Source organism: Psychrobacter sp. AOP7-B1-25 (assembly GCF_052376195.1).
In the GTDB taxonomy this organism is placed as follows: domain Bacteria; phylum Pseudomonadota; class Gammaproteobacteria; order Pseudomonadales; family Moraxellaceae; genus Psychrobacter.
The window spans coordinates 421,119-444,616 of sequence record NZ_JBQSVK010000001.1 but is presented as its reverse complement, the minus strand read 5'-3'; the positions used below and the strand labels follow the sequence as shown (position 1 = coordinate 444,616).

Sequence of the window (23,498 nt, the reverse complement as noted above, 5' to 3'; positions counted from 1 at the left end):
TACTTTTATGGCAAACAAAGGAGGTAAAATGGCAATATAAATAGCAGAAAATAACTAAAACTAGCCCATAGAGAGGTAAATTAATTATGGCTAAAAATACAGGCCGTAGTACTCGCAGAGGTTCGGTAACAGCTCGAACTCAAATGAAGCATCCTAGCAACCCTAAGCACTCGCTTAAGAGAGACGCTACTACAGGTCAATTTATGAGTGGTATGAAAGGTAGTTATAAAGGAGTCGCACAGGAGGTAGATAGTAGAAGATAAAAATGGCATTGATGATAAATCACCAATGCCATCGGAGATACTGAATACGCCAATATTCAATATCAGGAAGTTGAGACTATCGACATCCACAAGTGGTTTGGCAATAGAATAACCTCTAGAGAGACGTCATTCTAATTTAAACCATACCACTTGTCCAAGAAAATCGATGAAGTAATAGTCATCCTTTAAAACAAACTTAGACGAGAGGTGAAAGCATATGGAAACATATCGTGATTTAAATAACGATTCAGGTGTAGGTGCTTATGAAATCAGTAACGACTCAATTACTGTGCGTTTCAAAACAGGCGCAGCTTACTTATATAATTATGCATCAACTGGGGTCACTGATATCGAAGAGATGAAAAGACTCGCGAAATCTGGAGATGGCTTAAATAGTTATATTAGTAAAAAAGTCAAAGGCAACTACGCTAAAAGAATAATATAGGTATTCAAAATTATGACGAGTGTAGGTTGAGGCCAAGCAACAGCCTACACCTAATTTTATAGTTTCAACACGTACCTATTGAATTTCAAAGGAATATAGAATGAATATTAGAATTCAAGGAGAACCTCAAGATGATAAGGTTCTTATGCAAGTTTACATAGACAACGATAACACTCCAAACAATGCACAAATTGACCTTTGGGTTGACTATAATGATTCAATGACGATTCTGCGCCAAAACACACTTACTGAACTAGTCTCGTTTCTCGAACAGTCACTAAATTCTTCTAGTCGATTAAATCTTACTTGAGCACGTAGGTTGGGTTGACGAAGGAAACCCAACGGTTTGAGTCTTTGTTGGGTCTCGCACCTCGACACCAACCTACTCAAAATCATAGAAAGCGGATATTTTGTAGGGTGCGCGAGGCATACCCTACAAATTACGCACAAACAGAAGAATCGTTAAGAAAAAAGAAAGATGCTCCAACATGGTCGTTTAGCCCCGACTATAGCGATATCCTGCTGACAACGATGGCGATGCAGTCTGTGACTGAACGTAGTATCGAGACAACAGGAATGCGGTCAGACACGATAGACTGCACGCCAGCGGCTAAGCAGATATAAGCGGTAGGCGGGATTGGCTACCGCTATAATGAAAACCTACAGACAGAACTAAAACGACGGAGGTCATGTGCAATATACTGCAATCATCAAAGACGGTGGTTTGTTTATCCCAAACGTATTTTCAGACCTAAACGATGGTGGCTCGCATATCGTACAAGTCGAGGTTGATATTGCAGCGGTGCGTCAGCAGTTAGGTGCAGATGAAGCACCAAAGACAGCCGTCACCAAAAAATCCGTGGCGAAAGCAGCCAAAAAACCAGCATCGAGAGCAGCTAAAAAAGACGTAAAAATAGCAGCGGAAGAGTCTGATGTAAGCACCCTACGCAAAAGCGCACTTGATGAATTAGAAGCGCTTGATGATAGTGAACTGAGCGAAATATTCAAAGCCTATATGAACGATGGGCAAGAGTCGTCACAGATATCGCTAGAGAACCTCTAAGCTAAAAAACTAAAAACCAAAATGTGTCATAGCATCAAATTAAAACCAGTCAAACCCCTATAAATTAATAACCGTATCAATTATAAAGGCAGTCCCATGACTTACTCGATTTTTTCTCAAACGCCAAACAATGCGCTAAAAGAGCCGATGTTCTTTGGTCAGCCAGTCAACGTGGCACGCTATGACCAACAAAAGCACCCTATCTTTGAGCAACTGATTGAAAAGCAGCTATCGTTCTTTTGGCGTCCAGAAGAAGTCGATGTATCAAAGGATCGTATCGATTTTAGCAATCTGTCCTCGCATGAGCAGCATATATTTTTGAGCAACCTCAAGTACCAGACTCTACTCGACTCTATCCAAGGTCGTAGTCCAAACGTGGTGCTACTGCCGCTGGTGTCTATCCCTGAGCTTGAGACATGGATTGAGACATGGTCGTTCTCTGAGACTATTCACTCACGCAGCTATACGCATATCATTCGTAATATCGTCAATGACCCAAATATTATCTTTGATGACATTATGCAAAACGAGCACATCTTAGGCCGTGCCTCTGATATCGCCCAGTACTATGATGAACTGTACCGTAACTCACAGTTATATAGCCTGTATGGCCCAGGTACACACAACGTCAATGGCGAGCAAGTCACGGTTGATTTGAAATCACTGAAAAAGCAGATGTATCTGTGCATTATGGCGGTCAACGTCTTAGAAGCCATTCGTTTCTATGTGTCGTTTGCTTGCTCGTTTGCCTTTGCTGAGCGTAAACTGATGGAAGGCAATGCCAAAATCATTAAGCTAATCGCTCGTGATGAAGCACTGCATTTGACGGGTACACAGCACATGCTAAACCTTATGCGCAACGGTCGTGACGATCCTGAGATGGTCGAGATTGCCGAAGAGTGTTATGAAGAAAGCATCGAAATCTTCCGCAAGGCTGCTGAACAAGAAAAAGAATGGGCAGGTTATCTGTTCAAAGATGGCTCAATGATAGGTCTAAACAAAGACATTCTGTGCCAATATATTGAATACATCACCAACTTGCGTATGGAAACCGTCGGCTTGCCAGCGGCGTTCCCGAACTCAAAATCAAACCCAATCCCGTGGATCAACACGTGGTTATCGTCTGACAATGTGCAAGTCGCACCGCAAGAGACTGAGATTAGCTCGTACTTGGTTGGTCAGATTGACTCTGACCTATCAGACAGTGATTTTGATGACTTTGAGTTGTAATACTTTTAGATTTTAGTAGTAATAGCAAAGACATCTCCCAATAGGATGAATTATGACGTGGGTAATGACCAGTAAACAGCAATTTTACTTGCATGATGATGAAAGTCTGCTTGATGGTCTGCTGCGCACTGGACATGATGTCAATTATCAATGCCGCGAAGGTTACTGTGGTAGCTGCCGAGTCAAGCGTATCGCCAGCTCGCATACGGTCGATTATCCATTTGACCCACTGGCGATGATTGAAGACGATGAAATCTTGCCTTGCTGTTGCCGTGTGCAAGGGGTTATTCATATCAATCATGACCCAATTGAAAAGTCCTAGTGGAATGATAGAAGCAAAATACTAAGCTTACGACAATTAGCTTTACAGAAATCATCTTTGCTAAAACTTACGCCAATAAAAAGCGCGCTCCTTTAGATAAGGAGCGCGCTTTTCGTGCTATCGACTAAATCAATGTGCTAACAGATAGCACATATTATCAAGACACCCTACTGTGCTGTAGCATCCTGCTCAAACAGTTTCATCAGCTCTTCACGCATACGATCACGCTCTGCCTTTGACATCATTGGCGTTTCTTCATCGCTTTGAATATTTGGCTGATTCATTCCGCCCATGCTTTCATTTTGCAATACGACAGGACGTTCAATCGGCTCTTGTGCTGGACGCTCTTCTAAGGTGATTTTTACTTGGGCATTTTGACCTTGACGCAATATTTGCGCATCTAGCTCAGTGTTTGGCGGCTTACGAGCCACATACTGGATCAAGGTATTGGCGTCTGTCATTTCGACACCATCAATAGTCAGTACGATATCACCAACACGTAGGCCACTTTTTGCTGCTGGACTACCATCAATGACGTTTAGCACTTCCACGCCTGTTGAGGTCTCAAGTTGCGTTGGGTCACGTAGCTGTGACTGAATTTCGATACCTAACCAGCCACGACTTACACGGCCATCTTTGATAAGTGCATTCATCACTTGCTCAACCAGCGCTGTTGGAATCGCAAAACCAATACCCATCGAGCCACCAGAACGCGAGAATATGACAGTGTTGATACCGACCAGCTCACCACGAGCATCAACCAGTGCACCGCCTGAGTTACCTGGGTTAATCGCCGCATCCGTTTGGATAAAATCTTCAAACTTATTAACACCCAGTCCAGTACGACCAGTCGCTGAGATAATGCCTTGTGTCACTGTCTGACCCACACCGAATGGATTACCAATCGCTAGTGCCAAATCACCTACACGAATCGGATCTTCGCGGAAGCCAAGTGGCGTCAGTCCTGTCATATCAACCTTGATCACGGCTAAGTCACTATCAGGATCTGTACCGATGATTCTGGCACGGTTTTTACGACCATCATTGAACGCGACTGTGATTTCATCTGCTTTTTCGATGACATGGGCATTGGTCACGATATAGCCGTCTTCTGATACGATGACCCCTGAGCCTAAGTTGGTATTGCCCTGCTCTTGTGATGGGCCACCATGGAACTCAAAGAAACGACGCAGTACGGGGTCATCCATATAAGGATGCTCTGTCATCGTTTGGGTCGTGTAGATATTGACTACAGACTGCGATGCGCGTGCCACTGCATCATGATAAGAAGATATTGGCTCTGGCGTGTCCGATACTGTCTCAGACGCTTGCTGCTCCTCAGGCGGAGTTCTCGGCGGCTCCCATGTAGCCTCCGACGTCGACTTCATACTCGTGAACAACCAGATAAACGCTGCCAATACTATCAGCAATAAGACCCAAGGTAACCATTTTAATAAAGACGTCTTGTTATTGGTGTTCCGGGATGACGACATACACAACCTCTATAAATTTAATGCAAACGGACATTGAAGAACGACATGAGATAATGCTAGCGGCTTAGTTAGTATTGAGCCATTCATAGGATGGTCAAGTGCTCTATAGCTAGACATACTCACAAGTATAAATTATAACCGCAATACCATTAAATAGTAACGTATCGTGTACCATTTCAGTTATCCAGCTTGTCTGCTTGCTTACAACGGCATGTTAAAATAACTTTTATAAAGCTAGAATTTTAAAACCAGACACCCTCAAATATGATAGATAATACATAATTCTTGCTGACTCAATCCACAGCACTTTATTACGACATATATTTTATTGACGATAGGAAAACATAATGACTGCAAATAATATGGCAGCTGACTCTACCAATGAGAGCATCAGTGCTCAGACATTGACACAATTCTGTGACGACTATTTATCCGCCAGTGCTTTTAAAGACTATGCACCAAATGGCCTACAAGTCGATGGTGGGCGACCGATTCAACGTATTGTCACTGGCGTAACGGCTTGTGAAGCCCTAATCGATGCTGCCATCGCTGACAATGCCGATGCAATTATGGTGCATCATGGCTATTTTTGGAAAGGTGAACCTGCCACGCTCACTGGTATGAAAGGTCGACGCGTGCGAAAATTGATGCAACACGGTATCTCTATGATTGGCTATCACCTACCACTGGATGCCCACCCTCTCTCTGGTAATAACGCAAAACTTGCTGATGTATTAGATATGAAAATCATTGGTGCGCTCTATCCTACCGAGTCACACCCTGTAGGCAATATCGCCACTTGTACACCACAAAGTGCTGATGCCCTCATTGCCACCATTACTCAGGCATTAGGCCGCTCGCCATTACATATTGCAGCTGAGTATCATGCAGATGCCTCTGCCCAGACAGATGCTAGGCTGATAGAACGTGTGGGGATATGTACAGGCGGTGCGCAGGATATGATTGAGCAAGCTGCTGCTATGGGCTGTGATGCGTTTATCTCTGGTGAGATATCTGAGCGTACCACGCATAGCGCGCGTGAGCTTGGTGTTGACTATTTTGCTTGTGGTCACCATGCGACAGAGCGTGGCGGTATTCAAGCGTTGGGAGAGATAGTCGCTCAAAAATTTGGTTTACCAGTTACCTTTATTGATATCGAAAATCCAGCATAAATCATGCTGCTGATAACGTAGTTGTTTATGCAATGACGGGTTATAGAGCAATAGGTTATAGACAGGTTTTTGATAGAGTGGCTATTTGACATACAGTTACTCATAAAGTAGCTGCTAGAGTAGCTACCTTAAAAAGTAGTCTAAACAGCTACTAGTTGCACAGGAAAACAGTTCAAAAACCAAACTAAACTTAATAGCAGCTGTAATTATTTTATAAGTATAAAGTTTATTATTGCTTCTATTTAAGCTTGATTATTCTATTTCTGATTATTACGTACTAAATACCTGAAAAATTATCCGTTTATAGCTTAATTGTTAAGTTTTATCGTTTTTTTCTTAACTCCACTTGAATAATGCAAGAAGTAACCGCATATTACAACCCGTAAGACAGTAAGTTTTGTCATGAAACTTCCCATTATTACAGCTTCCGGTTGTGGCACTAAAATGACGCTGGTAGTTGTTTAAGATTTTATCATGCTATATCAGCGATAAGACTTTAGACCGCTACCCATTAAGATACTATGTTTGCACTATAAACGTTAGCAGCATGGTATTTTTTTATTTTTAGTGTCGCGATGACGGTATGACATGGTCATTTTGATAAGCAGCTATACGCTATCAATCTTGGTTATTCATTTATCCTCGTCGCTGGACAAACAACTTTAATAGCCAGCTACCCTATTACTAGTAATTTAATATTAGTGATTCAAAGGTTAGCCAGCCATCAAAGTTAGCATAGTTAAAATAGATGAATGTACTTGCCTCATTGGCAAAACTTTACATCAATGTTTCAAATTATGTCTTTGTCTCAATAACTTAATCATGACCTTACCTATGTTTGATATATAGTTGTTTGGCCACTAGCCATATTTAGTTATCGATGAAGGAATCATCTGATGTATATCCTTCGCGTTGTTATGCGTTTAGTATTTTAAACCAATACTTACGAATACTGTTTATAACGCTTTATGACATATCGATAGCTGGCTGACGACAAACTATCCCACTAACTCTTAGAGAGAGTACGCTAGTGGCGCTATAGTCAAACAAGATAGAGCGGCATTTATCCTATTAAAAATGCCACTCTATTTAAAATACAATATCGATATATATCAATATTATGCATATATATTTGTACGTGTTTTTGCGGTAAGAAGGATGGCTAAAATCAGGAGACATCCATGCAGCGTATTACTTATCGTGTAAAAGTATCTGCGCAAGGGGCCAAACGCCGTATTTCTTATTTACTGCGTCCATCTAAACGCTTACTAAACACCAAAAGTAACATCGTTTCATCCTTTACCCCTACTGCGTCTAATCGTTTTGCCAGAACCAAGAAGCTGGCACAAATCTCTAGCATCGCCCTACTCTCTTTACCCGCTGAGAGTTTGACGACCATAAACACATCAGTACCAGCCTATGACAATGTCATGCTGGAAAACACCTTGACCATTGCTGCGGTGCCAGGCGATAGCACTTACTTTGCGACCGATGGCTTCCAACACGGTTTTGGCTTTGATCTGGTGCGCACGTATGCCGACGAGCTTGGTGTCGATATCAATCTAAAAGCCTATGCCAGTGAAGAAGCGGCACTAAAAGCATTAAGAACAGGTAATGCTGATATGGCGCTGACTACTGCTAGCACTAAGTTAAAAAGTCAGCTAAACCTCTCGTCTATCAATGTCAGCTGTGGTTATGATTCTAGTCTGACTAAAAATGGTCTACATCCCAAGGTAAGTTGGTCATTTAGCTCGTCCAATGATCCACTATCAAGAAAGGCCAGTTACTTTTTGTGCGATAGCATCAAGCTGCAAAACACACAAAAGCTTGCCGCATTTTACAACCAAAACTTGCTAAAAGATGCCTATAGTCAGGATCATTTTCAGAGAACGTTGACAGAAAAACTACCTGACTATCAGTCTTCGTTTGAAGAGCAAGCACGCAATTACAATCACGACTGGGAACTACTGGTCGCGATGGGCTATCAAGAGTCACATCTTGATGCCAACGCTGTGTCGCCGACTGGTGTACGCGGATTGATGATGCTGACCAACAATACCGCAAAAGCGATGGGCGTCTCAGATCGCGTTGACCCCTATCAAAGTATTGGCGGTGGCGCACGTTATTTAGAGCAAGTGAAAGCAGATTTTGCTGATGTGCCAAAAACTGACCGTATCTGGTTTGCCCTTGCAGGTTATAACATGGGTCCCAATGCAGTAAAAAGAATCCAACGCGAATTACGAGATCAAGGTATTGATGATAAGAGCTGGGCAAACGTCTATGCTTATTTAGCAGACAATAGAGCATCGAATAGCCGCTATGGTCAAGCTATGCACTATGTCAGCAATATCAGAAGCTATCTTGAGACTATTAAAACTCAGACTGTCTAATTTACAGATAGTAATAGACGGCTTGTAAGCTGACTTCTTACAGTAAGTTATTCTTTTGCAATAAAAAAAGCTGCTCTTATAAAGAGCAGCTTTTTTGTGCGATACGATTGATTTAGTACTACCTACTTAAACATCATTCGATAATAAAATACTGATTAACGATTAGGTACGGTTAAACGCTGACCACGCTGTAACATAGTATTGGCTGCGATATTATTCATATCAGCTAGCTCTTGCGTTGAGACACCATATTTACGTGCTAGGCCAATCAAACTATCACCCGAGCCAACCGTATAGCTTACTGTCGCTTTTGGCACTTTTAGTGTTTGCCCGCGTTGTAGCTGAGCATTAGTCGCTAGATTGTTGGTTGTTGCCAAGTCTTCTACCGATACGCCAAACCGACGTGCTAAAGCAATGAGGCCATCACCAGATTTCACCTTATAACTTTCGGTGTTGCTCAGTTTTGTTCCGCTACTTGCTGAGCTGCTACTGCTACTAGCAGAACTGCTGCTTTGACTGCTAGTAGATGTACTTACGACGCTGCCACTAGCAGGGATAGTGATAGTACGACCCAGTATAAGATTAGAATTAGTGTTCAGATTATTTGCTGATGCCAAATCACTTAAGCCAATATTATAGCGTCTCGCGACACCCGTTAGCGTATCACCTGATTTTACCTTGTAACTGACCGCTTTATCATTTAACTGACGGTCAACCAACTCTTTAGAAGCAGGAACTTTAATCGTTTGGCCACGTTGCAGACGGGCTTTTGCATCAAAATTGCTGTTTACCGCAGCCAGTTCAGTTGCACTAATTCCGATGCTGTTAGCAATACCAATCAGTGTGTCACCTGATTTTACTTTATAACTGGTGGTAGCCACTGAGCTTGAGCTGTTGCTACTGCTAGCACCTGTAGTATTTACAGCATCAAAATCGACGCTGGCTGGTACTTTAAGCGTTTGACCAACATATAGCGAACTTTTAGTATTGATACCGTTGAGACTGGCTAAAGTATCTGTCGACACATTGAATTGACGTGCTAATGCAATCAGTCCATCCCCTGCTTTTACTCTATAGTTCTTAGTCGCGCTGTTTGACTGACTCGGCTTGGTAGAAGGTGCTGCTGGTGTAGTTTTAGGTGCAGTAACTTTACCTGGTATGAGCCATAGTTTTTGGCCCCTTAACAGATCAGCACGGCTACTAAGGTTGTTATAGCTGGCTAGCTGGGTAACTGACAAACCAAAACGATTTGCTGTACCGATAAGGGTATCACCACTTTTTACGACGTAGCTGTCAGGCTGACTAGCAGCTGCGTTGTTAGCAGTACTTAATGGCTCAATGGTCTTAGCATCGTATAAGTACAGCGTACTACCAGATAGCAGGTTGGCACTGGCATCTATTTGGTTCCATTCTGCAATTTCACGCCAGCTAACTCCTGCTCGACTCGCGATATTAGAAAGCGTATCGCCACGTTTTACTGTATAGGTAGTACGAGTACCTTGTGGTTTTGACTTACTTACCGTATTTTTGGCAAAACTAAGTTTTTTCTCTTCACCACTTGCTTCTAAGATAGACTGCTGCGTCTGTACGGCTGATAAATTGATGTTACCGTCAGCATTGATGACATTGGTCTCAGAAGTACTTCTACGGATCTGACTCGCAATGAAATCACGCTCTTCTTTGCTAAGTGGTGGTTCTTGGACAATCGTATTGTTCTGAGTAATCTGAGCGGACGTAGTCGGTAGACTGTTACTGCTCTTAAGCTCAGCATTGATTTTGTTAGTTTCTGCAGTCGTCAGTGGTGGCTCTGTACGAGCTGAGGAGTTACTACTACCTACAGAACTACTTGATGTGGCAGACGGTGAAATATAGCTTGTGGTCTGCTGAGGTACACTTGCGCTAGCTGCATAATCAGCTAATGCGCTACCAGTAGACGGTAGCGATGAAGCACTATATGGTTTGTTATTGTAGCTTGGCGTGGTCGCTGTCGTACTTGAGCTGTCTGTATTAGTCGATGCAAGCACATTGCCTGTGCCATTGCCTCTGAGCCCACTTAATTTAGCATCAGTATTGAGACTAACATCGTTTGGAATAATGACACGCTGCGGACCCGAAGAGTCAACACGGCCTGAAGTCAGTGCAGTGTTTAAACGCTCTAGCTCATCGTAGCTAACGCCAGTCAACTGTGACACTTCAGACAAGCTCACACCGTAATTAACAGGTACACTACGGAAATGCTGACGGTTAGCGATAGCGGGTAGATACACACCATACTGTTCAGGCTTGGCAACGATTTCGGCAACAGCTAAGAAACGCGGTACATAGTTCATCGTTTCAGTAGGTAGTTGAAGTGACCAATAATCTGTTGGTAGTCCGCGCGCTGCATTGGCATCAATTGCTTTTTGTACACGGCCAGGCCCAGCATTATAAGCAGCTAATGCTAGCTCCCAACTACCAAACTGGTTGTGCAACGCTGTCAAGAAGTCGTAGGCAGCACGTGTCGACTCGATAACATCACGGCGACCATCATAAGTGCTGCTTTGGTTCAAACCATAAATACGGCCCGTGCTTGGGATAAACTGCCATAAGCCTGCGGCTGCCGCACTACTAGTACCGCTAGGATCGTAAGAACTCTCGATAACTGGCAATAAGGCCAGCTCTGTCGGAATGTTGCGACGCTCCGCTTCCCTTACCGTATGATAGATATAGCGACTGGCACGCGCAGTTAGACGATTTAGATAATCCTGTCTACTGGTAAACCAGCTTTTTTGGCCTTCAATACGCTGATTATAGATTGGCTTGCCACCATTCATGCGATAGCCTGCGCGCAAACGGTTCCACAAATCACCATACTGCTGAATGGCAAGCTTGTTACCTTCTACCATTGTCATATCAGTGGCTTCCAACAGGTCAGCCAACTCATCTAAACTCTCTGCGTCCAAAAACGCCGTTGAGTAGTCTGCACTACCTGTATTTGTCCCTTGGTTGGTAGGGCTTTTGGTGATGACAGATGAGCTATTGGCCGCACCGTTGTTTTTTACTGCTGATGTATTGCTACACGCACTAATCAGTAAAGTGGATACCGCAAGCGTCAATGGCAACGCAATAAATGAGCGAGAATGTGATAGCACAGTAGACATGGTATTGGAAGCTTCCTAACGACAGAAATGAATAAAATAAAGTTGATGGATAGTATAGTACGCAATATAAAGCAAAAACTAGCCTAATATAAAAGATAATAATAGACGTTCGAGTAGCCTATAAAACTAAGTAATGACTGCTTAGCTAACTAAACATTTTTATGAGTCAAAGTCACAGCTAGCTTAATCAGCTATTGTCTATATTAACAATAGCGTTGCTTTGCCTTACATAGTCAATAATGACTCAGTTAATAGCCACCTGTGATACTGCTCGTAACAGCACTGCATTACCAGTAGACAAGGTCAAAGTCACATGAGATGTAGTGACAAACGATACCTGCTGACCATCTTTTACCCAGCTCTCATTGGTCGTCACATTAGCTTTGGCTTGTGAACCAGTAATCACCACGTTTTCTACAGAAATATCATAGCGATAATTAGACGTATCATTCCAGCTATTTTGAAGCAGCCTTAAATATGCGTCTTTATCTAAACTAGTAGACTTACCTTTTCTAGATAAAGAAATAAGCGCGTCATCCGATACTAGGCGTGATACCTGATTGATGCTTTGACTATTCGCTGATGCTTTCATTGCTGCAGCATAGTTCTGTACCAAATCCTCGGTCATGGTAGCCGCTTGTGCATTGATACTAATGGTGCTGGCTACTGCTACAATTGCAGTGATGCTGGCACTTTTCACCAATAAAGCTAATAACCCATTTCCCAATAATTTTTTCATGATAATCCTTAGCGATATTTTTTTTCGTTAGTGTCATATATTGACGATTAACGCTCTTTTATCATTTATTTTGGCAGTGTATCTGTATAGATATATCTATATTAGTGTACTCATATCATATGCCGAGCCTATCATCGAATTCTCACAGTCATGTGACACCCTGTGTAATTATTGCGAATGAAAAACAGGCTATCAAATCAAATAGTCTTGAGGACTTATGCTGAAAATCCTAGCTCAAATGATTATGTCTAAACTACCAATATCATCGTTTAACCCCAGTTTCGTTAGGGCTTAACATCGTTGTTGCTGTCTTCATACCGCTCATCATCGCTGAGTTTCATGCCTAAGCGCTCTACCCGTCTATCCATCATCTGGCGAGCTAATGCTTGCATATCCTCAACGCGATCTATTTCATCAACAATTTCAAGACCCAGTAGTGTCTCAAACACATCTTCTAAAGTTACAAGCCCTTTGACTTCACCATACTCACCAACTGTAATCGCAATATGAATGCGATTTTTTAGCATCAGCTCTAACAAATCAAATAGCTTCATTTTAGAGAAGACAAAAGTGATGTCTCGCTGAAATTGCGTCAACGGCTTATGCATAGCATGGTTGACTTTCGCCAGTAACATGTCCGTTTTTAGGACAAAACCTGTAATGTTATCCAAGTCACCATCATAGATTGGTAAGCGAGAAAACGTCAGTTTTGGACGATCAACCAATAGCTCGGCGACCGTTTTATTTTCTTCAAATGCGAGCATTACTGAACGCGGTGTCATGATATCTTCGACTTTAATAGCACCAAATGCAAGCAAGTTGCGAATGATACGCGACTCTAACGGGTCAATCTGTCCTGACTCTTCACCGATACTAGCAAGCGCCGCAAATTCGCGACGGCTAAACGTCTGCGGTTCTTTACCGCGTACCAACAGCTTCGTCAGACGCTCTGAGAACCAAATTAATGGGTACAGAATCATGATAATGCCACGAACAAAGTAAGCAACCAAGCCGCTTAACTGACGCCAGTACAATGTACCCAGTGTTTTTGGAATAATCTCAGACATGAACAATATAGCAAGCGTCATCAGAGCAGAAAACAGACCAAACCAAGCGCTACCAAATACGATCGTAGCCTGCGCACCAGCACCAATAGAGCCGAGTGTATGGGCAACCGTATTCAACGTTAAAATAGCAGCTAGTGACTGATCAATATTGTCTACTTTAAGGCTTTTAAGCATTTCTGCTTTTTTGGGATTACTTTCTTGCACATCCGCAATAAATGATGGGGTCATGCTCAGCAAAACAGATTCTGCTAATGAACAAACAAAAGAGACACCAATAGCGAGTAAGACAAAAAAGATTAATAGAGAAATGCTTAGCGCAGTTGGGGCTGCCGCAGCAGTGGTTGTTGATACAGCACCAGCTGCCCACACTGACTGCGGTAGCATGAAAATTGCTAATACAGAAAGTACCGAAAAAGAAGTATAACTAAATCGAGAACTAGTAGTCATTCTCGGGGGAGGCTCTGCAGATGCGTCTTTACGATGAGCGCGCGGACGACATAAACGAGGTACAAGCATAAAAGTGGTGAACAAGTTGGGTAACCTAAAAAGAGAAAAAGGAAGATAATATAATAAGCAATTCATATCGATTTGCAGAGTACTATTATTAAAGTAATAGAAGGCAACTGTCTACCGTACAAATCATTGATTAAAGCTGATTTAATAACTATTTCAAGGTCATACTATGCTTCAAAAAGCCGTATTACGCTTCAATATATAGCATATTAAATGCAGGTAATCGTTGCCATTTGATAGTAGCATTGATGATACCATTTCACAATAAGTCGTCATTTTTAAGTTTTTGTTTTTTGATGACTTTTATTGCCCTACTATTAATGGTTGTACGATTACACCTTTACTAGCTTATTCTTTATGGTTACCTGATCTGAACTTTTGCGTTAGGATTTGAATATAGTAAAAAAAATGTTGTCCTATCTGTTGGCTAATAGTATGTCTTACGCTAAGAAAAACATGCTCAGCCTATGATTAACAGTTACCAAGACTGGGATTTTTTGTTACTATGCGTCTAATTTTATTATTGTCCATGACTTACTGAGAGATATTATGAGCTTATTTATTCAAGCTGCCCATGCTGCGCCAGAGACTGCAGGTGCTGCAGGTCTATTCGGTCAGATTTTACTACCCGTTGCATTTTTTGCGATTTTTTACTTCTTGGTTATTCGCCCGCAGTCTAAGCGTACTAAGGAACATCGTGCCATGGTTAACGCATTAACTGTTGGCAGTGAAATAATTTTTGCTGGTGGCTTAATGGGCCGTATTAAAGCGATCGAAGGCGACTATGCCGTTGTGAGCCTAAACAACAATACTGACGTGAAAGTACAACGTGCTTCTGTTATTTCAGTGTTGCCTGCTGGCACGATCGAAAGCGTCTAATTAGAATATTCACTGGTTTTTACTAGTGACCATTCAATAGTTGTCGCATTACTGAATGTAATGACTAAAAAATGACTGTATATGATTTACGGTCATTTTTCGCTATTAACACAGTAAGGTATAATTACTATATAAATTAGGCTTACTGTTTAGGTGTTTTATCTTTATCTCATATAGACTGTAGTGACCAGATAAAGAGACATCTATATTATTTGCTTTACTTTTTATGCGTTACTATCATCGCGGATGATCGCAATGGTGCATGATGAAGGCTGCTGAACATAGCACTCGACCGTTGCTATCGCTAACTTCCCATCTGCTAACTTGTGGCCTATGTCGCCAGTCGTTTATCAACTTAAAGAAGTGATTATGCAATATCCCGCTTGGAAATACTTACTAATTGCCGTCGTGCTGCTCGTTGCCGGTTTATATGCTGCCCCCAACCTTTACCCTGACGAACCTGCTGTGCAGATTACGAGCGCAGCAGCAGGGACTCAGCTATCTGAAGGCATCTTAACCGAGTCTCAAAGCTTACTTGAAGAGGCAGGTCTAGATAACCACGATGGTACGTTTGAGGGCAACAGCGCGCTGGTACGTCTCAACAACCCAGTCGATCAGTTAAAGGCGCAGGAAGTGCTACGTCAAAACTTGGGCGAAGATTATGTCGTTGCCCTCAACCTAGCACAGACTACCCCGCAGTGGCTACGTGATATCGGTGCAAGACCGATGAAGCTTGGTCTTGATTTACGTGGTGGTGTACGTTTTGTACTCGAAGTCGATATGGACAAGGCGCTTGAACAGCGTTTGACCAGTGCTAGTCGCGATATGCGACGTGAGCTACGTGCTGAGCGAGTAGCAATCAAAGGCATCAAAACCGAAGATCGCGGCGTGGTATTGCATTTTGCCGATACTGATACTCGTAACCGTGCACAGAATGTATTACAAGGCTCAATGAGCAATACGTTTAACTTGCAGTCTTCTATTGATGATCAAGGTCCTGCATTGGTCTTATCGTATAACGACGCGACACTTGACGAAATCAATAGCTACGCGGTCAACCAGAACTTGACAACTTTACGTAACCGTATTGCTGAGCTGGGTGTGACTGAAGCTTTGGTACAGTCGCAAGGTGCTAGCCGTATCGTCGTTGAGCTACCTGGTGTGCAAGATACTGCTGAAGCAAAACGTGTACTTGGTCGTACTGCAAACCTTGAATTCCGTATGGTGGCAGAAGATGCCGATACCTATACAGGCGGCATACCTCCAGCGGGTACAGAGGCATTCCCATTTGAAACACTTGATGGCCCGCCTGTATTATTAGATCGTCAGGCGATCGTCACAGGGGACAAAGTAACCAATGCGCAAACTGGCTTAGATGAAAGCGGTCTACCAGAAGTAAGTATTACCTTGGATAGTGCTGGCGGCAAGCTCATGCAGAACGCCACTCGTACAGCTGTTGGTCAACAGATGGCTGTGTTGTTCATTGAGAACAAGCAAAGAATTACTTACGAAGAAGATCCAGCAACTGGTGAGACGACTGAAGTACGTACACCTTATGCTGAAACCAAAGTCATTAACCGTGCCAACATTCAAGCAGTATTGGGGTCATCATTCCGTATTACTGGTTTAGATAGTAGTGCTGAAGCAGCTGAGCTTGCGCTCTTGCTACGTTCAGGCGCTCTTGCTGCACCAATGTATTTCGTAGAAGAACGTACTATTGGTCCATCACTCGGTCAAGAAAACATCGATAAAGGATTGTTCTCTACGCAGGTTGGTTATCTATTAGTATTTGCATTTATGATTATCTTCTATCGCCTATTTGGTGTCATTGCCAACGTAGCGCTAGCCGTCAACGTTATTATTATCATTTCAATCATGTCAATTTTGGGTTCATCACTTACCCTACCTGGTATCGCAGGTATCGTTTTGACCATCGGTATGGCGGTTGATGCCAACGTACTGATCTTTGAGCGAATACGAGAGGAGATTGCAAATGGTGTACGGCCGAAGTCAGCCATCGTGGCAGGTTTCGATCGCGCATTTAGCAGTATTTTTGATGCCAACATTACTACCTTATTGGTCGCGTTTATCCTATTTGCGATTGGTACTGGTCCGATTAAAGGCTTCGCGATTACGCTAGCTATTGGTATTGTCAGCTCACTATTCACCGCAATTTTGGTGACACGTGCACTGGTACAAATTGCTTATGGTAAGCGTAAATCCATCAAAAGTCTGAGCATCGGTTAGGAGAACACTATGGCGATCGATAATAACAACCCTTTAGAACAGCAAAATAATCCTGATCGAAATGGCTCAAACGGTGAGACGAGCAATGCAAGTACGCGTCGCCGTAATAAACCGCGTCGTGATGGCAAAGGTAGCAATACCAAAAGCAACAACCCTACTAGCGCAAAGTCAGGAAAAAGCCCTAGTCGTCGCGGCGGTAAAGGTCAACATGCTAAAGACAATCAAGCGCTCTCTACAGCTGTCGATTCTAATCTAGTAACTGGCGATGCTGAAGATGATGCAGCGGCCGTCGCTGAAGGTGGCATTAAAGCTGTTGGTAGCCAACATATCATTCCATTTATGAAGATAGAAAAGCCAATGGCACTACTGTCTTTGTTTATGGTTATTGGTAGTATCATTGCTATCGCCGTAAATGGTCTGAACCTAGGTCTTGATTTTACTGGTGGTGTATCAGCTGATGTGCGTTACGAGCAGCCTGTTGAGCAAGTTGCTGTTGTGCAAGCACTGGCAGACAATGGCTTCGATGATGCGGTTGTACAGTACCTAGGTACGCGTGAAGAGCTATTGGTACGTCTACCCCCTCAGTCTGATAATGTTGATGGCTTAAGCGCGAACCTGACACAGGCTTTAGCATTACCAGACAATACAGCTGACATCAGTAACGTCAATATCATTGGTAGCCAAGTTGGTAATGAAGTTTATCTAAACTCAGTCATGGCATTGGCATTGGCATTGGCTTGTATGCTTGGTTATGTTGCTCTACGCTTCCAGTTCAAACTGTCTCTTGGTGCCGTGCTATCACTATTCCATGATGCCGTCGTAACCATCGGTGTTTTTGCATTATTCGGCTTCCCATTTGATTTAACAGTATTGGCTGCGGTATTGGCATTGATTGGTTATTCATTGAACGATACGATCGTTGTATATGACCGTATCCGTGAAAATTTCCGCCGTGTCCGTGGTATTACGCCTGAGCAAACGATTGATTTGTCATTGACCGAGACGCTACGCCGTACGATTATGACCATTTCGACTGTTTTATTGGTTGTATTGGCCATGCTATTCTTGGGCGGCGAAGGACTATACTGGTTCTCAGTGGCTCTATTTATTGGTTTACTTGCGGGTACTTATTCATCAACTTATATCGCCAGCTCGATTCCGCTACGTATGGGACTGTCGCGCGATGACTTTATCGTAAAAGTAAAACCAGAGTTTGAAGAAGAGATTGTTACTTTTAATGATCCAAAAATGTCTGAGCAAGACAACATTTAGTAAGATATAGTAGATAGTTCGATACGTTGAAAGAGCGTGTTATTAATCTTTATATAACTACTAAATGCACAGCTACACTGTTTGAATAAGAGCACCTGACTCATGAATAATGAGTCTAGGTGCTTTTATCTTTATAGCTGTTTTGTCTCTTATGTTAAATGTACTGTTTTACAAGTTTATTATCATTTAACGAACGTACCTCTTTATCGCCCACGTATAAATGAGCCACCCATGTCAGCTAACTCTACAACTTCTCACGCAATACCACCTATTGACACAAGTTATAAACGCATTGTGGCGATTGCATTGCCTGTGCTACTAGCCAATTTGGCCATGCCATTGCAAAGTGTCATTGATACGGCAATTGTAGGTAATATGAATGACACTGCTAAACTTGCCGGCATGGGTCTAGCTATACAACTGTTGTCGCTATTACTTGTTAGCTTTAACTTTTTGCAGTACGCGTCATCTGGGCTCGCCGCACAAGCACTGGGACAACTAGCGAATAATACTAGCAATGTATCAGTACCCACGCCTTTGCTATCTATCTTGCAACGCGCTTTGTTATTGGCGTTTGCTATTGGAGCAATATTGCTAATAGCAAAGCCATGGCTAATTGATTTTGGCTTACAAGCACTGTCAGCCAACCTTGAAAGTGGACGCGCTGCAAAAATCTATTTAGATGTGCGCTTTTGGGGCGTGATCGCAGAGCTGATGAACTTTGCATTTATTGGTTGGTTTGCAGGACAAGGTAAGACCCGTTATATGCTCTACCAGCAGGGTTTTATTGCTGTGCTTAATATCGTACTGACTCTGTTTTTCGTATTTGTTATGCAGATGGGATTGGCTGGTGTCGCATTGGGAACAACTATTGCATTTTGGTTTGGAATACTGATGGCATTATGGTTGAGCCGCCAACATCTAAAAATATCGTGGACTGTATTATTTAAAACGGATCGACAGTACTTTACAAAGGAGAAAATGCTTAGGCTATTCTCATTAAACAAAGATATCTTTGTACGTACTCTTATTTTAACGCTAAGCTTTGCTTGGATTACACGACTGTCAGCCCAAAGTGGTGACGTTATAATGGCAGCCAATGCTATTTTATTGCAAGTACTAAGTATTTCTGCCTTTGCTCTGGATGGTGTTGCTGTGTCCGCTGAGACATTGAGCGGACAAGTTGCAGGACGACGTGATTGGCCGCGTTTTCGTATTATTGTGAAGCGTACAGGCGTGGTCAGCTATGGTCTCGCTATCGTTTTGAGCGCCATTTGGTGGCTTGCAATGCCCACATATTTAGGATTCATGACCAATATTGAGCCAGTGTTTGCCCTCGCCTATGACTACCATTTGTACGCCGTATTACTACCCCTTGTTGGCGTTGGTGCATATTGGTTAGATGGTATATTTTTTGGCTTAACGGCTGGTAGCGTGATTCGTAATGCGGCGCTGATACTAGCAGCTGTTTTCTTCCCATTGAGCTGGTTGCTCTATCGGCAGTGGGATATGACTGGTATTTGGCTAAGTGTGTGGTGTTTATTACTATTGAGACTAATCATATTAGGTGGATTTTTGTACCGAGCCAATCAGACTGGCAGTTATGAAAAACTACAACCTGAAGCTTAGTTGATTTTATACTACGTCTATTCTATCGATTTTCGATAAATCACTTTTACTAAGGTCATTTTTTACTTTTGCAGCAATACAGTTTGAATCAATAATTTTTAAATCTATAGATTGATAACAATACCATAAGAAAAATTTAGGATGTCATGTGAATACTCATTCAAATGAATTAAGTCATCAGCGTGAAAACCGCTACCACTGGGCTGAAGGCTTTAAAAAAAGCTTACCAGTTGCTATGGGCTATTTACCTGCCGGCATTGCCTTTGGTGTACTCGCACAAGTAGCTGGTGTCCCTGTATGGGCAACGATTATGCTTAGCATTGTCCTCTATGCTGGTGCTGCTCAGTATGCTTGTCTGCCGATGCTAAGCGCTGGTCTACCGATTGGTAACATGGCCACCAACATTGCCGCGATTAATCTGCGCCATGTATTCTACGGTATGCCGTTATTGCAGTATCTACCAAAAAACAAACTGGCCAAGACCTATTGCCTGTTTGCATTAACTGACGAGACTTTTTCGATCATGACAAGCTTGCCTAATGAGTCGCGACGAGCGCTTATACTTCCTATCAGCCTATTTAACCAAAGCTGGTGGGTACTCGCGAGTACGGTTGGTGTGATGATTGGCAGTACGCTCAGTGACTTGGTGCCAAATTTAGATTTTGCGTTGGTTTGTCTGTTTGCGATTCTCGCTTATGAACAGTTTCAAAGTATCAAACGCTACTTCCCGATTGGTATTGCCGTGCTTGGTTTAATCATTGCTTCGCTATTTACCAGCGACTGGTTGCTACTAGTAGCCATCACTATCTGTATGTTCATGATTTTAGTACGTGGGTTTTGGATAGAACGTCAAAAGACGGGAGAATCTCATGAACAGTAGTTATCTTATTTTTGCTACGCTTGCCATGGCAGCAGTGACCTTTATCACTCGTGCCTTACCTGCACTGATACCTAGAAAGCTACTAGACACACCTTGGCTACATCGGTTAAATGAGAGCTTACCGTTGTCCGTGATGGTACTGCTTATTTTGACGAGCCTTTCCTATCAGGACGTATCGACGACTGTCACTTTGAATGACACCGAGTTGCACCTATTAATGGCACAAATTGGCGCACTTGTTTTGGTGTTATTCATCTACCATATTAGCCGTCAGCTTTTGGTGAGTATGGTTGTCGGTATCGCAGCAATCAACGGTCTATTTTGGTTATTTAACAATTTTTTGGGCTAGAAAACTTCGCCCACTTATATAAATATCAGCACTTTTAGCTATATTTCAAACATAAAAAAGCTAGATTCCATGCAGAATCTAGCTTTTTCTTATTTCAGAATAATGTCTTTAATACGACTTAAAGCTCTTCTACGCCCATCATATCAACTGGGGTATCAGCCACTATTTGTACGCCTTTCTTACCAGTTTTGGCGGTGTCGTTACGCTGCTCTTGCAGGTGATCAAGATACGCTTCATTGATTTGGCCAGTGATATAGCAGCCGTTAAATACCGCACAATCAAAACCTTCCACTCGGCTATGTTTGGTATCTTTTACTGCATCGATCAAATCATCCAAATCTTGGAAAATCAGACGATCTGCACCGATGATATCACGTACTTCCTCAACACTATTACCTGAAGCGATAAGCTCGCTACGTACTGGCATATCAATGCCGTATACATTTGGAAATTTCACTGGTGGCGCAGCACTGGCAAAAAATACTTTATTAGCACCGGCATCTCGCGCCATTTGAATGATTTCATGACAAGTTGTACCACGAACGATAGAATCATCAACCAATAGTACGTTTTTACCTTTGAATTCTAACGGCACAGCGCTGAGTTTCTGGCGAACTGATTTTTTGCGCTGCTGTTGACCTGGCATAATAAACGTACGACCGATGTAGCGGTTTTTCATAAACCCTTCACGGTATTTGACGTTCATTTTTAGCGCCAGCTCCATCGCTGAAGTACGCGACGTATCTGGAATTGGAATGACCACGTCGATATCATGATTCTCGCCCCACTCAGCAAGAATTTTGTCTGCCAGCTTTTCACCCATACGTAGGCGTGCTTTATAAACTGAGATGTTGTCTATGATCGAGTCTGGACGAGCAAAGTAAACATACTCAAAGATACAAGGCGTGTATTCTTTTGGCTCTACGCACTGATGCGTATGCAGTTTATGGTTCAAGTCGATAAAAATTGCTTCGCCTGGTTTTACATCACGAACGATAGTAAAGCCAGAACCTGTCAATGCAACTGATTCAGAGGCAACCATATATTCAGTACCGCCATTCGGTGCCATACGCTTACCGAAGATAAGTGGGCGAATACCGTTTGGATCGCGGAATGCCAGCAAGCCATGACCAGTAATTAGTGCGACTACGCCATAAGCACCTTCACAGCGTCTATAGACAGCTTTTACTGCTTCAAAGATATCATCAGCGGTTGGATGTGTTTTGCCTAGATTCTGCATCTCATGAGCTAGTACGTTCAAAAGCACTTCAGAATCTGAATCAGTATTAAGGTGGCGACGATCTTCGATATACAAAGATTTGGCCAGACTCTCAGCATTGGTCAAGTTACCATTATGTGCAAGGGTTATACCATAAGGTGAGTTGACATAAAATGGCTGAGCTTCAGCACTGCTAGACGTACCAGCTGTTGGATAACGCACATGACCGATACCGAACTTACCAACCAGTTTCATCATATGACGATTCATAAATACGTCACGTACCATGCCATTTTCTTTACGTAGATAGAGTCGCCCATCTTGCAAAGTAACAATACCTGCTGCATCTTGCCCGCGATGCTGTAGCATCGTCAAACCGTCATAAAGAATCTGATTGACTGGTTCGTGAGCTGCAACTCCAATGACTCCACACATAATAGCTATATCCTATTTTAACTCATACATTAGTACGACAATAACGGCAAACTTCACGACAGTATGTTGCTAAAACTACTCACTGCCGCCTGCCGCTAACCTGATGATGTTGTAAGAAACTTAACGAGATTTTTCGATAATCTGTTTGTGATTATCAGTGACACGTGCAAATATTTAGAAGTATAAAAAGAAGTAAAACAATAAACACTTAGATAGCATAACAAGCAACCATAAAATTACGACTAATTGACCTGATCCCACGCCATGCCCAACACTTCTGTTACTAAAGCCTTGCCCATCGGTGCATATGGCATCAGCTCAGGCGCCAACACTGAGGTCTGCCATTGCGGCATCTGTACCAGCAATGGCGCACTGACGCTCAGTACAACTAAGACCATCAGTACGTTTTTGGCAGCGCCCAGTACGCCGCCTGCCATTTTATCCAAGATGCCCAAGCGTAAGGTTTTAAGTATGCCTGATATCACGAAAGCCATCAGATGCATGATTGCCAGTATCACAATCACTACCAATAAAAAGGCCATCGCCATTTGCAGCACAGGGCTTTGTACGATGTCAGCTAATTGAGGCGACACTACTCCTGCGAGGCTAGTAGCAGCGATCAGGGCAATAAACCAACCTACCAAGCCTATTGCTGTTTTAATCAATCCCAGTTGAAAGCCGCGCCACAAACCAATTAAGACAACAATAGCAATCACAATGTCTAAACCACTCATGCTTTACGCCTTATTAT

General features: G+C 42.7%; 21 protein-coding genes. 15 read left to right on the top strand and 6 right to left on the bottom strand.

From position 1 onward, the window contains the following. The first annotated feature begins 86 nt into the window (after positions 1-86). The 6 genes from ACT3QR_RS01760 to yfaE all read left to right on the top strand — a co-directional run bounded on the left by ACT3QR_RS01760 (position 87) and on the right by yfaE (position 3,323). Positions 87-263 carry a hypothetical protein gene (locus tag ACT3QR_RS01760; RefSeq protein WP_444519672.1) on the top strand — a complete coding sequence of 59 codons (177 nt, stop codon included), beginning with the start codon at positions 87-89 and terminating at the stop codon, positions 261-263. 217 nt (positions 264-480) lie between these two features. Then, positions 481-708 carry a hypothetical protein gene (locus ACT3QR_RS01755; protein ID WP_444519671.1) on the top strand — a complete coding sequence of 76 codons (228 nt, stop codon included), beginning with the start codon at positions 481-483 and terminating at the stop codon, positions 706-708. Positions 709-1,125: 417 nt separating this feature from the next. Then, positions 1,126-1,332 carry a hypothetical protein gene (locus tag ACT3QR_RS01750; RefSeq protein WP_444519670.1) on the top strand — a complete coding sequence of 69 codons (207 nt, stop codon included), beginning with the start codon at positions 1,126-1,128 and terminating at the stop codon, positions 1,330-1,332. Positions 1,333-1,399: 67 nt separating this feature from the next. Beyond that, a complete protein-coding gene (locus tag ACT3QR_RS01745) occupies positions 1,400-1,771 on the top strand; it encodes a hypothetical protein (protein ID WP_444519669.1) in 372 nt (123 codons plus the stop codon). 96 nt (positions 1,772-1,867) lie between these two features. Continuing rightward, entirely contained in the window at positions 1,868-3,001 is a 1,134-nt protein-coding gene (gene nrdB / locus ACT3QR_RS01740; RefSeq protein WP_444519668.1) for a class Ia ribonucleoside-diphosphate reductase subunit beta, read from the top strand. Between the two features lie 52 nt (positions 3,002-3,053). Beyond that, positions 3,054-3,323 (top strand): class I ribonucleotide reductase maintenance protein YfaE, encoded by a 270-nt coding sequence (yfaE, locus tag ACT3QR_RS01735; RefSeq protein WP_444519667.1) that lies wholly within the window; start codon positions 3,054-3,056, stop codon positions 3,321-3,323. Between the two features lie 167 nt (positions 3,324-3,490). On the opposite strand, the gene ACT3QR_RS01730 is transcribed toward yfaE, so the two are convergent. Next, positions 3,491-4,816, bottom strand: a complete 1,326-nt coding sequence (locus ACT3QR_RS01730) for a S1C family serine protease (protein ID WP_444519666.1) — start codon at positions 4,814-4,816, stop codon at positions 3,491-3,493. A 347-nt stretch (positions 4,817-5,163) separates the two neighbouring features. Between ACT3QR_RS01730 and ACT3QR_RS01725 the strand changes: the two genes are divergently transcribed. Next, the gene (locus ACT3QR_RS01725) at positions 5,164-5,988 is read left to right on the top strand and encodes a Nif3-like dinuclear metal center hexameric protein (RefSeq protein ID WP_444519665.1); all 825 of its coding nucleotides are present in this window, start codon (positions 5,164-5,166) and stop codon (positions 5,986-5,988) included. Positions 5,989-7,169: 1,181 nt separating this feature from the next. After that, on the top strand, positions 7,170-8,378 hold the full coding sequence (locus ACT3QR_RS01720) for a transglycosylase SLT domain-containing protein (RefSeq protein ID WP_444519664.1): 1,209 nt from the start codon (positions 7,170-7,172) through the stop codon (positions 8,376-8,378). Between the two features lie 155 nt (positions 8,379-8,533). On the opposite strand, the gene ACT3QR_RS01715 is transcribed toward ACT3QR_RS01720, so the two are convergent. The 3 genes from ACT3QR_RS01715 to ACT3QR_RS01705 all read right to left on the bottom strand — a co-directional run bounded on the left by ACT3QR_RS01715 (position 8,534) and on the right by ACT3QR_RS01705 (position 13,552). Continuing rightward, positions 8,534-11,518, bottom strand: coding sequence for a LysM peptidoglycan-binding domain-containing protein (locus tag ACT3QR_RS01715; RefSeq protein WP_444519663.1), 2,985 nt, complete (start codon positions 11,516-11,518; stop codon positions 8,534-8,536). Positions 11,519-11,762: 244 nt separating this feature from the next. After that, complete coding sequence (locus ACT3QR_RS01710) at positions 11,763-12,257, bottom strand: hypothetical protein (protein WP_444519662.1); 495 nt, start codon at positions 12,255-12,257, stop codon at positions 11,763-11,765. A gap of 284 nt (positions 12,258-12,541) precedes the next feature. Continuing rightward, the gene (locus ACT3QR_RS01705; protein WP_444519661.1) at positions 12,542-13,552 is read right to left on the bottom strand and encodes a CNNM domain-containing protein; all 1,011 of its coding nucleotides are present in this window, start codon (positions 13,550-13,552) and stop codon (positions 12,542-12,544) included. On the opposite strand from ACT3QR_RS01705, the gene ACT3QR_RS01700 reads away from it, so the two are divergent. The 7 genes from ACT3QR_RS01700 to ACT3QR_RS01670 all read left to right on the top strand — a co-directional run bounded on the left by ACT3QR_RS01700 (position 13,551) and on the right by ACT3QR_RS01670 (position 21,093). After that, positions 13,551-13,748 carry a hypothetical protein gene (locus ACT3QR_RS01700; protein ID WP_444519660.1) on the top strand — a complete coding sequence of 66 codons (198 nt, stop codon included), beginning with the start codon at positions 13,551-13,553 and terminating at the stop codon, positions 13,746-13,748. The two genes, ACT3QR_RS01705 and ACT3QR_RS01700, sit on opposite strands and share 2 nt — an antisense overlap. A gap of 638 nt (positions 13,749-14,386) precedes the next feature. Next, on the top strand, positions 14,387-14,716 hold the full coding sequence (gene yajC / locus ACT3QR_RS01695; protein WP_057759529.1) for a preprotein translocase subunit YajC: 330 nt from the start codon (positions 14,387-14,389) through the stop codon (positions 14,714-14,716). A 369-nt stretch (positions 14,717-15,085) separates the two neighbouring features. Continuing rightward, positions 15,086-16,963, top strand: coding sequence for a protein translocase subunit SecD (gene secD / locus ACT3QR_RS01690; protein ID WP_444519659.1), 1,878 nt, complete (start codon positions 15,086-15,088; stop codon positions 16,961-16,963). Between the two features lie 9 nt (positions 16,964-16,972). After that, on the top strand, positions 16,973-18,235 hold the full coding sequence (gene secF / locus ACT3QR_RS01685) for a protein translocase subunit SecF (RefSeq protein WP_444519658.1): 1,263 nt from the start codon (positions 16,973-16,975) through the stop codon (positions 18,233-18,235). Between the two features lie 231 nt (positions 18,236-18,466). Next, entirely contained in the window at positions 18,467-19,864 is a 1,398-nt protein-coding gene (locus ACT3QR_RS01680) for an MATE family efflux transporter (protein ID WP_444519657.1), read from the top strand. 148 nt (positions 19,865-20,012) lie between these two features. Next, complete coding sequence (locus tag ACT3QR_RS01675) at positions 20,013-20,744, top strand: AzlC family ABC transporter permease (protein WP_444519656.1); 732 nt, start codon at positions 20,013-20,015, stop codon at positions 20,742-20,744. Then, complete coding sequence (locus ACT3QR_RS01670) at positions 20,734-21,093, top strand: AzlD domain-containing protein (protein WP_444519655.1); 360 nt, start codon at positions 20,734-20,736, stop codon at positions 21,091-21,093. Before ACT3QR_RS01675 ends, ACT3QR_RS01670 begins: the two co-directional genes overlap by 11 nt. 118 nt (positions 21,094-21,211) lie before the next feature. Here ACT3QR_RS01670 and purF read toward each other — a convergent pair whose 3' ends face one another. Together purF and ACT3QR_RS01660 are read right to left on the bottom strand one after the other, a co-directional pair. Further along, positions 21,212-22,747 carry an amidophosphoribosyltransferase gene (gene purF / locus ACT3QR_RS01665; protein ID WP_444519654.1) on the bottom strand — a complete coding sequence of 512 codons (1,536 nt, stop codon included), beginning with the start codon at positions 22,745-22,747 and terminating at the stop codon, positions 21,212-21,214. Between the two features lie 242 nt (positions 22,748-22,989). Further along, positions 22,990-23,481: a CvpA family protein gene (locus ACT3QR_RS01660; RefSeq protein WP_444519653.1), complete on the bottom strand. Its 492-nt coding sequence runs from the start codon at positions 23,479-23,481 to the stop codon at positions 22,990-22,992. Between the last annotated feature and the right edge of the window lie 17 nt (positions 23,482-23,498).